This is a genomic window from Deinococcus sp. JMULE3 (genome assembly GCF_013337115.1).
Taxonomy (GTDB): Bacteria; Deinococcota; Deinococci; order Deinococcales; family Deinococcaceae; genus Deinococcus.
Genome location: NZ_SGWE01000004.1, coordinates 93931 through 106417 on the forward strand (window position 1 = coordinate 93931; position 12487 = coordinate 106417).

Genomic DNA, 12487 nt, shown 5'->3' on the forward strand with positions numbered 1-12487 from the left:
GCACAACCGCCGCGTCACAGGCGACCCAGGAACCCCGTGACGGCGTTCAGAATGTCACCCTCCGCCTGCGCGCGGCTCACGCTGGGTTCCCCGTCGCCCTTCTGCGGACCGTACCGCCCGAAGAACGCGTGCACCGCGCCCGGAATGACCGTCAGGGTCGCGCCGTCCGGCAGACGCTCCAGGCCACCACGCACCGCAGCCGGATCCGCCACGGCGTCCCGCTCGGCCAGCAGGGACAGCGCCGGCAGCGACTGACCCTTCAGACTGACGTTCCCGGCGGGGTACGCGGCCATCAGGATCAGGCCCTGCACCCGACCCGCGTGACGCGCGGCGTACTGCGCGGCCATCGCGCCGCCCAGCGAATGCCCCGCGATCACCACGCGCTTCCCGGCCCCGTACGTGGCGATCAGGGCGTCCGCGCGGTTCGCAGCCGTGACCGCCAGGTCCAGCGGGAACACCGGGATGACCGTCTCGACCCCACGGGCGGCCAGGGCGCGGCCCAGCCACTCGTACGCCTGCGGACGCACCAGCCCCCCCGGATAGAAGACCAGCAGGGTCCCCGCCTCCCCCGTCACGGGCCGGACACGAATCACGGACCCACCCGCCTGCTCCAGCGTGACGCGCGCCTCGCGGCTCTGCGGACCACTGACCGCGTCCTGCCCGAGCACCAGCGGCGGCCGGACCACCACCTGCCGGGCCGTGGCAATCACGTACCCGCCGACCAGGGACAGACCCGCCACCAGCCACACCCGCACCCGGGGCGACAGGCGGGAACGGCGGGTCACGGCACCCGGTGCAGGAACGGTGTCAGGGCTCATCAGGCCAGAATTGTGAGGCAAGCCCCGCCGGAAACGTGTGGGCAGAGGCGCAATCGCCCGCCGCCACCCCTCATACAGATACACGGTGACTTCCTTCCAGCGTGGTCCTTCCAGCGTGGTCGCGTTCCGCTGTCCCCACTCCACCGGTGGGACTCGGAGAGCTGCGCAGCAGAGTGGTCGGGAGGGTGAGGGCGCCACCGGGCCACTCGGAATGACGTGGAATCGCACGGATTCCGTTTGATGCGTTGACATGCCGGAAGGGCGCCAGGCTGCCAACTCCACGTCCGGAACCTGCTTCCTTCCTTCTCGCACCCGCTCGGATTGAATGGCCTAAATTTTGTCTAAGAGTATGTATTGCAATCCTGTCAATCTGGATTTTTTACACTCCAGAACAAACGACTCCGGCGCAAAAAATATTGTCGCAGTGTAATTTTTTACAAATTGCAGGTTATTGAAATCACTCTCAGGGATCTCTTTTATTGCCTCCCTTGAATCATTCCAGGCGACTGGCTTGATTAGATACCACTTACGTTCATCCGAATCAATGCATTCTATCATTGTCAGATTAGCAGAGTATTTATCGACAATTTTTGACATTTTTTGACTAACTGCCATGTACTTACTACTAATCTGCATAGAGTCAAATACTGATCCAGCGCAAACTTCAAATTTAGGCAATTCTAGTTTGGTCAAATCGCCAAACATAATCTCATCATCTATCCAGTCTATAAATTTTGAAGCCTTTCTAGTCATGGGTTTCGTACCTTGAGGAAGTATCGGCGCTCTAGATCTCGAGTTTGCCAAAATTGCATATATCTTCATGAAATCCCCCTATTTACGACTCAAAAGAATCGTGCCTTAATTAAAGAGGAGAAAATTCAATTATCCAATTCCGCACTTCCGCTAGCCGGGTTTCATTTTCCTGGATGCAACTAATTGCCGACATACTCCCAAGGCTTCCCATGGAAAACTTACGCACACTCTCATAAATATACGGTGTCGGTCAAGCTGCAACGGCTTTTAGGTTTTACAAATAATGCGTTAACGCTCTATGATCTAATGCACTCAGATTTATCCTGAATTTACTCATTTTATTTCTCCACTATAGGCAGATTTTCCTCGCAACGCGAGCATTTACGCCAGCTTTATATTCAGCAGCAAAGGCTAGAAAGTTGTAATGAGATTCTCCGCTCTGCTCAATACAGTACGGAAATCCACTATTCCCCTCCTCTTTCAAAGATTGCCTCCAAATTCCTATATGGCGCACCGTTTTACCACTCGAAGCAGAAGGATTTATTTGCTGGGCGGCTATAATAACATCAAGCTCCAGACAAATCCAATCACTGTCGAATGGCCTTTGCAGTCCATGCAGTCGGAGGTACGTATCGCTCTAATCCCGGATAAAGAACCAATGGGTCGCCGTTCAGTTCCACTTCCAATCGTTTTGATCTCCGGCTTCTCGCGCTCCTCTTGGAGGCGTTGCCCGTTCAGACCAGCGCGCCGCGCGCGGTCAGTTCAGTGCGGAGGTCGTCCGGGTTGACGGCCCGGACCTCGCCCACGTGGCGCTGGGCGGCCCAGGCGGCGGCGATCCCGGCGGCCTCGCCCATGGAGTGGCAGTTCTGCTGCACGCGGATGCTGGACTGCGCCTCGAAGGTGCTGCTCGCCGCGCGGCCCGGTACGAGCAGGTTCGTGACGTTCAGCGGGATGATGGCGCGCAGCGGGATGTCGTGGAACGCGCCGGGCGCGAAGTACGGCGCGGTGCCCTCGCGTTCATGCAGCAGTTTCGCGCCGCCCCTGACGGAGTGAATGTCCACGGGGTAGTGGTTGCGGCAGATGCCGTCCGGGAAGCGGGCGCAGTCGAGGATGTCCGTGACGGTCAGCGTGTACTCCCCGTGAATGCGCCGGGTTTCGCGCACGCCGACCATCGGGGCGACCACGCCGATGAAAGCGTGCTCGCAGCCGGGCAGGTACGCGCGGCAGAACGCCGTGAGGCGCGTGATGGCCTGCCGCCCGTCCAGTTGCGTCTCGCTGAGCTGCCAGGGGTCGGTGCCGTCGTGCAGGTCGGCGCGGATGCGTGGGCAGTTGAAGCTGAGTTCGCCGGGGCGACCGGGGACACTGAATGCCTGGAAGTAGTCCCCGTCGCGTTCCAGCAGGACGCCATCCTCGACTGCCTGCCGGAAGAGGGGTTCCAGACTGCTGCGGCGACCCCAGACCATCCAGAAGTGCAGGAAGTCCGGATGGTCCTGCCGCTGCCCGTTCCCGTTCAGGAAATCGCGCAGCCGGGTGACGTCCACCCCGGCCAGCGTGAAGCGCAGGCTCATGGCCTGATGCACGCCGTCCTCGTCCCCGCCGCTCATGGGGACGCCCGCCAGCGCGGCCACGTCGGCGTCTCCGGTCGCGTCGATGAACGTCCGGGCACGCAGGGCCTGCAATCCTCCCTTGTTGTGCACGACCAGCGACTCGATCCGCCCGGCAGCCATGACGGGCTGCACGACCTGAGTGTGGAACAGCACCTCCGCGCCGGATTCGCGCAGGAGGTCGTCCAGCACGAACTTCAGGCCCTCCGGGTTGAACCAATTGTCGTTCCCGGACGGGTCCGTCGCGCCGTCGCCGCGCGCCCGCAGGCGGGCCTTGAGTTCCTCGGTCAGGCCCCGGTTGAGGTTCTGACCGTCCGCGACGTTGCGCATCAGCGGTGTCACCCAGGCGTTCGTGCCGGTGCCGCCCAGGCTCCCCTGCGCCTCGACCACCAGCGTGCGCGCCCCACTGCGGGCGGCGGCGATGCCCGCGATGGCCCCGGCGGTGCCGCCCCCGGCGACGATCACGTCCCAGTCGCGGTCCAGCGTGCGGTAGGTCAGGGTCATGCGTCCGCCCAGGCGTGAGTGAACAGGTGGCGCAGTGCGGCGAGGGTCAGCCAGTTGAAGTCCTCGGGCCGGGTCTGAATCTGGGTGCGCAGGTCGCGCAGCGGGACCCAGCGGGGCGCCTCGGCGTGGTCGCCGCGGGTCAGGGGATCGCCGCTGACCTGCACGCGGAAGAAGAAGCCGACGCTGTCCACCGGGCCGCGTGTGGTCTGGTACACGAAGGCGGGGGTCAGGCACTCCACGTCCCCGCCGGGCGCGCTGGAGGTGGTGGCGCGCGGGTCGTCCAGGAAGGCCGTGACGGTCAGGCCGGTTTCCTCCATGACCTCGCGGCGCAGGGCGGCCGGGATGGACTCGAAGGGATCGAGCTGCCCGCCGGGGAGTTCCAGCGTGCGCGGCTGGCCGGGTTTGGCGCGCACCTGCAGGAGCACCTCGCGCCCGTGTTCGCCGTCCCGTTCGATGACCGCCCGGGCGTTCACGTAGAAGTCCTTCTTCCGGCGGAACATCAGCCCTTGACCGCGCCTTCCAGGCCTTTCATGAAGTACTTCTGGCCCATCAGGAACACGATCAGGATCGGGATGATCGTGATGACGGCGCCCGCCATGACGGCGCGGGAGTTGGTGCTGAACGTGCCGGACAGTTCCAGCAGGCCCGCGGAGAGCGGGAGCATGTTCTTGTCGGGCAGCATGACGCGCGCCCACAGGAACGAGTTCCAGTACGCCACGAATTCCAGGATGGCGAACGCGGCGATGGTCGGGGTGGCCAGCGGGAGCATGATGCGCCGCCAGATGGTCAGTTCGCGCGCGCCGTCGATGCGGGCCGCCTCGATGAGTTCCTGCGGGATGCCCAGGTACGCCTGCCGCAGCAGGAACAGGCCCACGATGCTGGCCGCGCCGGGCAGCACGACCGCGAGGTACTGCCGCGCGGCGTCCGCCAGGGGACTGGTCTGCGCCAGCAGCCCCAGTTTGATGGTGGTGATGTAGTTGACGATCAGGCCGGCCTCGTTCGGGAGGACCATCAGGATCAGGATGGAGTAGAAGACGAGGTCCCGGCCGGGGAAGCGCATGCGGGCCAGCGGGTACGCGGCGAGCGTGGCGAGGGTCGTGGTGAACGTCACGCCCAGGATGCAGATGATCACGGAATTCAGGAACAGTCGCCAGAAAGGAACGGTGGTGCCGCTGAATACTTCCAGGTAATTGCGCAGGCTCAGGGCTTTCGGGAGGATCTTGGCCTCGTAGATGTTCCCGGTGGGTTCCAGGGACGTGACGAGCGTCCAGTAGAACGGGTAGAGCATGATCAGCGCGATCAGGATCAGCACGGCGTACGCGGCGGCGTTGCGCAGCCGTTCGCGGCGCTGACGCTGCACCTTGAGTTGCGCGGCCAGTTGCGCGTGCGGGTCACTGACCAGGGTGGTCTGGGGCAGGGTGGTGTCAGGCATCGCTGCGGCCTCCTTTCGTCAGGCGGAAGTTGATCAGGCCGAACAGGATGCTGACCACCGCGACGACCATGCTGGCGGCGGCGGCCAGCCCGAAGTTGAAGTCGCCCCCGAACGCCTTGGAGAACGAGTACATCAGCGCGGAGTACGTGCTGCCCGCCGGGTAGCCGTTGGGCGTCATGACGTACAGTTCCTCGAACACCTTGATGGCGCTGATGGTGGACAGCAGGCTGCACACCAGGATGGTGGGGCGCAGGCCCGGCAGGGTGATGTTCCAGAACACCTGCGAGCGGGTCGCGCCGTCGATGGTGGCGGCTTCCTCCAGTTCGCGGCTGATGCCCTGCAGGCCCGCGAGGTACAGCACCATGTAGTATCCGATGCCCTTCCAGAGGGTCACGAACATCACCGCGAACAGCGCCGTGGCGGGGTTGTCGAGCAGGCTGTGGTCGCCGCGCATCAGGCCCAGACCCATGAGGATGCTGTTCACGGCGCCGCCCTGCTTGTACAGCCACGACCAGATCAGGCCAACCACCGCGAAGCTCGTCACGACCGGCACGTAGTACGCGGTGCGGAAGAACCCGATGCCGCGCAGCGGACGGTTCACGAGGAGTGCCACCAGGATCGAGATGACCTGAATCACCGGCACGACCAATACGTACTTCAGGCTGTTGCGCAGACCCGACCAGAACTGCTCGTCGGCGAACAGTTCGCGGAAGTTGTCGAGGCCCACCCACTGCGGCGGGTTGATGATGTTGTACTTCGTGAACGCCAGGTACGACCCGAAGATCACGGGCCAGGTGTGGTACACGACGAGCAGGATCAGGAACGGCAGCATGAACGCGTAGGCGATCAGGGTGTTGCGCACCGTGACAGACGCGCCGGTGCCGCCGATGCGGTGTTGTTCGCGGCGAGAAACGCGCCGCCCCTTTGTGGTCATGGGGCGCAGTGTAGCGGGCCGTGCGGGGAGCGGCGTGAAAAAACCAGCCACTCCGCGCGGGAGGGGCTGGTCAGGGCAGGTCGAGGCTGACGGTTTAGTGACCGTCGCCGTCGTGCGCTTCGCGTTTGCCTTCGTTGTACTCGGCGTTGGCTTCGGCGTTGTGAACTTCGGCCTTGGCGCGGTCCTCAAGGGCTTCGGCCTTGTGGTGGGCGTCACCCGTCACGGCGTGGGCGGCGTTGTGGCCAGCCTCGCGCAGGCGGTCGGCCCCTTCGTTCACTTTGGCCTTGGCGGCGTCCAGCATGTTTTCAGCGGTGCTCTTGTCACTCATCGGTTGAGTCCTCCTGCGAAGTGGATTCCCTAGTGGGTGCCCCCAGACTGCCGCGCGCCGCCGCCGACGGGGTGAGGGCAGGCTTCAGCGGGACCCCACGCGACGCTGGGGGAATCTTCACCTTCCAGGGCCGCCGGGCACCCGTGATCGCTTCTGGACTGCGTGTAAACCCTTCGGGTAACAGGTACACCAACTCGGGTTCGGGCCCGGTGGGGTACAGTGTCCGGGTCATGGATAAGCACATCAAGGTGCCCGCGCAGGGCGAGAAGATCACGATGCAAGACGGCAAGCTCAGCGTGCCGAACCGCCCCATCATTCCCTTCGTGGAAGGCGACGGCACCGGCCCCGACATCTGGCGCGCCAGCGTCCGCGTGCTCGACGCCGCCGTCGAGATCGCCTACGGCGGCGAGCGCAAGGTCGAGTGGATGGAGGTCTACGCCGGTGAAAAGAGCCTCGAGGTGTACGGCGAGAACGAGTGGCTGCCCCAGAGCACCGTGAATGCCTTCAACGAGTACCTGTTCGGCATCAAGGGCCCGCTGACCACCCCGGTCGGCACCGGCATCCGCAGCATCAACGTGGCGCTGCGTCAGGAACTCGACCTGTACGCCTGCGTGCGTCCCGTGCAGTACTTCGACGGCGTGCCCAGCCCCGTCAAGCGCCCCCAGGACGTGGACATGGTGATCTTCCGCGAGAACACCGAGGACATCTACGCCGGGATCGAGTACAAGGCCGGGACCGACGAGGCCGACAAGGTCCGCGGCTTCCTGATGCGCGAGATGGGCGTCAAGAAGATCCGCTTCCCGGACAGCTCCTCGTTCGGGATCAAGCCCGTGTCGAAGGAAGGCACCGAGCGTCTGGTGCGCGCCGCGATCCAGTACGCGATCGACAACGGCCGCAAGAGCGTCGCCATCGTCCACAAGGGCAACATCATGAAGTTCACGGAAGGCGGCTTCCGCGACTGGGGTTACGAGCTCGCCAAGCGTGAATTCGGCGCCGTGGAGATCGACGGCGGCCCCTGGTGCCAGCTGCCCAACGGCATCGTCATCAAGGACGTCATCGCCGACAACTTCCTCCAGCAGATCCTGCTGCGCCCCACCGACTACGACGTGATCGCCACCCTGAACCTGAACGGCGACTACGTCAGCGACGCACTGGCCGCGCAGGTCGGCGGGATCGGCATCGCGCCCGGCGCGAACATCAACTACGTGACCGGCCACGCCATCTTCGAGGCGACGCACGGCACCGCGCCCAAGTACGCCGGGAAGGACGTCATCAACCCCAGCTCCGTGATCCTCAGCGGCGAGATGATGCTGCGCTACATGGGCTGGACCGAGGCCGCCGACCTGATCCTGAAGGGCCTGGATGACACCATCCAGCAGAAGGTCGTGACGTACGACTTCGCCCGCAACATGGAAGGCGCGACCGAAGTGAAGACCAGCGAATTCGGCGACAAGATCATCGAGAACATGAAGGCCCGCAAGGCCTGAGCCAACGGGTGAACTGAGGCGGCGAGGGAATCACCCCTCGCCGCCTCTCGTTTCCGGACTGCTTTACGCGCGCAGGCGGTCGCTGTAGTACTGCCGCATCTTCGCCACCTTCGGCGCGATGACGGCCATGCAGTACGGCTGGCGCGGGTTGTTCTCGTAGTAGTTCTGGTGGTAGTCCTCGGCGACGAAGAACTCGGTGGCGGGTTCGATGGTCGTCACGATGGGCTTGCCGAACACGTCCTGGGCGGTCAGGTCGGCGATCACCTCGCGCGTCTGCGCGTCCTGTTCGGGGGTCAGGGGGAACACGGCGCTGCGGTACTGCGTGCCGGTGTCCGCACCCTGGCGGTTGAGGCTGGTGGGGTCGTGCGTGGCGAAGAACAGGCCCAGCAGGTCCCGGTAGGACACCTGCGCCGGGTCGAAGGTGACGCGGACCGCCTCGGCGTGCCCGGTGGTGCCACTGCACACGCTGCGGTAGTCGGGGCTGGGGGTGTGCCCGCCAATGTAGCCGCTCTCGATCTTCTGCACGCCGCGCACGTCCTTCAGGACGGCCTCGGTGCACCAGAAGCAGCCTCCGGCCAGAATCGCCTGCTGCTGTCCCGCGCTGTTGGAAGTCATGGCGGCATTCTGTCGTGTTCCCGCGCGGGCAACGGCGACGGTGGGCACGATCCCCGCCGCGTACCTCAGGTGGCGGGGGTGCTGACGGTGTCGCCCTCGCTGACCAGGGCGTCGAGGAGTTTCAGGGCTTCTTCCAGGCGGTGAGACTGCACGCGCGCGGCGGTGCGGGCCTGCCTCCATTCCAGGCGGACGCGGGCCAGACTGACCGGGTCGCCGCCCAGCGACTGCAGTTGCGCGGCGCGGCGTTCCAGGGCTTCCACCTGGGTTTTCAGGTCGCGCAGCGCTCCCTGGTGCGCGCGGGCGGCCTGCAGGGTGCTGTCCAGTTGCGTGCGGGCTTCCTCCTGCGCGAGGTGCAGCGCGTGGTGGGCCTGCATGACGGCGGGGCTGCCGTCGGCGTCCCCGGCGTGCCACTGGGCGTAGTTCAGCGCCTGCCGGGCGCGCAGGACGTTCGGGTGCAGCGGGACGCCCAGCGAGAAGCGGGCGTTCGAGAGGTCCACGTCGAGCATGGTCAGGGGCGTGTCCGCGTCGGTCAGTTCGATCAGCGGCGTGAACGCGTCGAGGAACGCGTGGGTCTGCGAGGCCATCAGGCGGGTGTGCGCCAGGCGCGGGCCGACGGCCTGACCGGTCCGCAGGGCGTCTTCGAGTTCCTGCACGTTCAGGTCGAGCAGTTGCGCCTGCGCGGCGGCGGCCGCGACCTGGTCGGCCACCTCGATGCGGGCGTGGTCGGCGCGCAGGCGGCTGAGCATCTCCTCGGTCTCCCAGCGGCGCACCTCGGCCTGGGTGGCCTGCACGTCCCATTCGGCGGCGCGTTCCAGGGCGCGCAGGTCGGGGTTGGTGCGGATCGCGGCGAGGCTGCGCCCGGCGATCTCGGCGTGCGAGCGGGCCAGCAGCAGCGGCAGGTCGTGCGCGCGGCGGCCCCAGCGGACCGGGCCGGGCGCGGGGGCGATGGGGCCCTCGGTGGGCTGGGCGGGCACGGGGACGCTCTCGGCGAAGCGGGCGAGGTCGAGGGTGGTGCCTTCCAGCCAGCGGTCGGCGCGGCCGTCCCCGAACTCGTCGCGCATGCGGGCGTACACGTCCTGCAGGACCGCCACGACGTCGCGGGGACCGAGGGTGCGCAGGGCGGTCCAGCCGCGGCGCTGCACGGCGCCCTGGATGGCCTGTTCGGCCTCGTGGGAGCCCAGTTCGGCGCTCAGGCGGGCGCGCAGCCAGTCGCGGTACGGGTCGCTGGAGGCGCGGATCATGCGATCTCCCCGGCGCGGCGCTGGCGGGCGCATTCGAACAGCATCAGGGCGGCGGCGGTGGCGACGTTCAGCGAGTCCGCGCCGCGACTGGCGTCCATGGGAATGCTGACGCTGTGGTCGGTGCGGCGCCAGTGTTCCGGCAGGCCCTCGTGTTCGGTGCCCAGCAGCAGGGCCACGCGGCCGGTCAGCGGGGCGTCCCAGTAGGCGCGCTCGGCGTCCGGGGTGCACGCGAAGGTCGTGAAGTGCCGCTGCGCCAGCCACGCCTGCGCCTCGTCCTCGCTCATGACGGCGACCGGCAGGGTGAACACGCTGCCCTGCGAGGACCGGATCACGTTCGGGCCGTAGGGGTCGGCGCCGCGCCCCAGGACGATCACGCTGTCCGCCCCGGCGGCGTCGGCGCTGCGCAGGATCGCGCCGACGTTGCCGGGTTTTTCCAGGCCGTGCAGCACGACCGTCACGGCCTGCGCGCCGGGTTCCGGCAGGGGCCGCGCGGGGGTGGGGGCCAGGGCCAGCAGGCCGTCCGGGTTCTCGCGGCCGCTGACCTTCTCGAAGGCCGCGCGGGACAGCAGGTGCGTGGGGGCGTGCAGGGTGGGGGCCAGCGCCTCGCCCTCGGGGCTGTGCAGGTCGGGGGTGCTGTACACGGCGCTCAGCTTGACGCCGCTGGTGACGGCGCGGGCGATCTCGCGGGCACCCTCGATCAGGATGACGCCGTCCTGTTCGCGTTCGCGGCGGCCGCGCAGGCGCACGAGCCGCTTGACGTGCGCGTTCTGCAGGGAGGTGATGACTTCGGTGGCACTCATTGCGGTCATTATGGCCCGCCAGTCATCAGGGCGGGGCAGCGCGGACCCTGCGCGCGGCGCGCCAGGCAGGCAAATGCTCTAGCCTGCGGGCATGCCGCTCGCGTATCCACAATTCAAGTCCTGCCCGTGCGGTTCCGGGCGGAGTTACGGGCACTGCTGCGGCCCGCTGCACGCCGGTCAGGCCGCCGCCACGCCCGAGGCGCTGATGCGCTCGCGGTACGCGGCGTACGCCCTGGGCGACAGCGCGTACGTGCAGCGCACCTGGCATCCGGACACCCGCCCGGCCACGCTGGACCTGCGCGACGGCACCCGGTACCTGGGCCTGCGGGTGCACGGGGCGCAGGGGGACGAGGTGACCTTCACGGCGCAGCTGCGCCTGCCGGACGGCGAGCGGTACTCGCTGCGGGAACGCAGCCGCTTCACGCAGCTGGGCGGGCACTGGGTGTACGTGGACGGCGACACCCCCGACGCCTGATCCGGCGCATGGGAACCCCGTGAGAGTCCGGGCCGTACCGGTGACATGACCGATCAGAAGACCCGCCAGACGCCAGCCCTGAACGTCCGCCCGAACCGCCGCGCGGGCCTGATCCTGGGCGGGCTGCTCATCGCGGGGGTACTGGTCGCGCAGAGCGTGAAGGTCGTCCCCGCCGGGTACGTGGGCGTGGCGTTCAGCGCCCTGACCGGCGTGAAGGGCCAGCCGCTGCAGGAAGGCGTGCATTTCCTCGTGCCGTTCGTGGATCACGTGACGCTGTACGACGCGAAGTTGCAGGAGGTCACGCTGGCGCACAACATCCAGGACGGGGACGAGGGCGCCATCCGCGCGCGCAGCAAGGAGGGCCTGGAGATCACGGCGGACGTGACCGTGCAGTTCCGCGTGGACCGCGCCAAGGCCGCGCAGCTGCACAAGGAACTGGGCCGCGACTACGTCCGGACCGTGATCCGCCCGCAGGTGCGCAGCAAGGTCCGCGACGCGATCGGGCAGTTCAGCGCCGCTGACATCATCAGCACGCAGCGGCAGCAGGTCGAGGCGAGCATCACGAACGCGCTGCGTCAGGTGTTCCAGCAGAACAACCTCACGCTGGACAGCGTCCTGCTGCGTGAACTGCGCATCCCGGACAGCGTCGCCAAGGCCATCGAGCAGAAGCAGACCGCCGAGCAGCAGGTCGCGGTGGAACGCAACAAGCTGCAGCAGGCGAACATCGCCGCGCAGCGCGCCGTCGTGGAGGCCGAGGGCGCCGCGAAGGCGTCGGTCGCCAAGGCGCGCGGCGAGGCCGAGGCGCTCTCGCTGCGCGGCCGCGCCCTGCGCGAGAACCCGCAGCTGATCCAGCTGACCGTCGCGGAGAAACTCTCGCCCGGCATCCAGACGGTCATGCTGCCCAGCGACGGGAACTTCCTGCTGGACGTCGGCAACCTGACCGGCCGGACCGCCGCGCCCAAACCATGACGCCCCTGCTGATCCTGGCGCTGGCGGCCGTGCTGATCGTGCTGGCAACCCGCCGCGCGCCCGCCCCGGACGTCACGCCCGCCGAGACGCCCGCGCCGACGCGCACCCTGCCGGACGACCTGCTGAAGCTGCCGGAACCGGCCCGGACGCGCGCCTGGGCACTGCTGTGCACCGTGCACGACGCGCTGCGCAGCGAACCGGCCGACGCCCGCGCGGCCTTCCTGCTGCGCCAGACGCTCAGCGACTACCTGCCGGACACCGTCCGCGCCTTCCTGAACCTGACCCCGGCGGCCCGCGCGCAGCTGGACGCGCAGGGGCAACCGCCCGAGACGCTGCTGCTGGAACAGCTGACCCTGATCGAGAACGGCGTGCAGGAGGCGCTGAGGCACGATCACGCCGCTGCCGACCGCCTGCTCACGCAGGGCCGCTTCCTGCGCGAACGCTTCGGCGCGGCGGGTGACCTGCGCGTCCGTGAGCGGTGAACGCCAACCCGGATGGAGTGTAGGGGAACCATTGCGCTGACATGC

14 protein-coding genes are annotated in these 12487 nt (G+C 67.0%); 4 read left to right on the forward strand and 10 right to left on the reverse strand.

The annotated features are described in order from the left end of the window. Positions 1-14 precede the first annotated feature (14 nt). The 7 genes from EXW95_RS03295 to EXW95_RS03325 form a co-directional block, all read right to left on the reverse strand. Positions 15-785, reverse strand: a complete 771-nt coding sequence (locus EXW95_RS03295) for an alpha/beta fold hydrolase (RefSeq protein ID WP_371809881.1) — start codon at positions 783-785, stop codon at positions 15-17. A gap of 363 nt (positions 786-1148) precedes the next feature. After that, positions 1149-1640 (reverse strand): hypothetical protein, encoded by a 492-nt coding sequence (locus EXW95_RS03300; RefSeq protein WP_174366252.1) that lies wholly within the window; start codon positions 1638-1640, stop codon positions 1149-1151. A gap of 665 nt (positions 1641-2305) precedes the next feature. After that, positions 2306-3679: an FAD-dependent oxidoreductase gene (locus EXW95_RS03305; RefSeq protein ID WP_174366253.1), complete on the reverse strand. Its 1374-nt coding sequence runs from the start codon at positions 3677-3679 to the stop codon at positions 2306-2308. After that, complete coding sequence (locus tag EXW95_RS03310; RefSeq protein WP_174366254.1) at positions 3676-4179, reverse strand: NUDIX domain-containing protein; 504 nt, start codon at positions 4177-4179, stop codon at positions 3676-3678. The genes EXW95_RS03305 and EXW95_RS03310 overlap by 4 nt, the downstream gene beginning before the upstream one ends. Continuing rightward, on the reverse strand, positions 4179-5111 hold the full coding sequence (locus EXW95_RS03315; protein ID WP_174366255.1) for a carbohydrate ABC transporter permease: 933 nt from the start codon (positions 5109-5111) through the stop codon (positions 4179-4181). Before EXW95_RS03315 ends, EXW95_RS03310 begins: the two co-directional genes overlap by 1 nt. Next, positions 5104-6045, reverse strand: coding sequence for a carbohydrate ABC transporter permease (locus tag EXW95_RS03320; protein ID WP_174366256.1), 942 nt, complete (start codon positions 6043-6045; stop codon positions 5104-5106). Before EXW95_RS03320 ends, EXW95_RS03315 begins: the two co-directional genes overlap by 8 nt. A gap of 94 nt (positions 6046-6139) precedes the next feature. Continuing rightward, on the reverse strand, positions 6140-6373 hold the full coding sequence (locus tag EXW95_RS03325) for a hypothetical protein (RefSeq protein ID WP_174366257.1): 234 nt from the start codon (positions 6371-6373) through the stop codon (positions 6140-6142). A 230-nt stretch (positions 6374-6603) separates the two neighbouring features. Here EXW95_RS03325 and icd point away from each other — a divergent pair, with 230 nt between their 5' ends. Continuing rightward, positions 6604-7860 carry an NADP-dependent isocitrate dehydrogenase gene (gene icd, locus EXW95_RS03330; RefSeq protein WP_174366258.1) on the forward strand — a complete coding sequence of 419 codons (1257 nt, stop codon included), beginning with the start codon at positions 6604-6606 and terminating at the stop codon, positions 7858-7860. 63 nt (positions 7861-7923) lie between these two features. Here icd and msrA read toward each other — a convergent pair whose 3' ends face one another. From msrA to EXW95_RS03345, 3 genes are all read right to left on the reverse strand, one after another. After that, the gene (msrA, locus tag EXW95_RS03335) at positions 7924-8475 is read right to left on the reverse strand and encodes a peptide-methionine (S)-S-oxide reductase MsrA (protein WP_174366259.1); all 552 of its coding nucleotides are present in this window, start codon (positions 8473-8475) and stop codon (positions 7924-7926) included. Between the two features lie 65 nt (positions 8476-8540). Then, positions 8541-9716 carry a hypothetical protein gene (locus EXW95_RS03340; protein WP_174366260.1) on the reverse strand — a complete coding sequence of 392 codons (1176 nt, stop codon included), beginning with the start codon at positions 9714-9716 and terminating at the stop codon, positions 8541-8543. Next, positions 9713-10516, reverse strand: coding sequence for an RNA methyltransferase (locus EXW95_RS03345; RefSeq protein ID WP_174366261.1), 804 nt, complete (start codon positions 10514-10516; stop codon positions 9713-9715). Before EXW95_RS03345 ends, EXW95_RS03340 begins: the two co-directional genes overlap by 4 nt. A 91-nt stretch (positions 10517-10607) precedes the next feature. On the opposite strand from EXW95_RS03345, the gene EXW95_RS03350 reads away from it, so the two are divergent. The 3 genes from EXW95_RS03350 to EXW95_RS03360 are packed head-to-tail and all read left to right on the forward strand — an operon-like array spanning position 10608 to position 12442. Further along, complete coding sequence (locus EXW95_RS03350) at positions 10608-10991, forward strand: YchJ family protein (protein WP_174366262.1); 384 nt, start codon at positions 10608-10610, stop codon at positions 10989-10991. Between the two features lie 45 nt (positions 10992-11036). Further along, complete coding sequence (locus EXW95_RS03355; protein ID WP_174366263.1) at positions 11037-11960, forward strand: prohibitin family protein; 924 nt, start codon at positions 11037-11039, stop codon at positions 11958-11960. Continuing rightward, positions 11957-12442, forward strand: a complete 486-nt coding sequence (locus EXW95_RS03360; RefSeq protein WP_174366264.1) for a hypothetical protein — start codon at positions 11957-11959, stop codon at positions 12440-12442. The genes EXW95_RS03355 and EXW95_RS03360 overlap by 4 nt, the downstream gene beginning before the upstream one ends. The last annotated feature ends 45 nt before the right edge of the window (positions 12443-12487 follow it).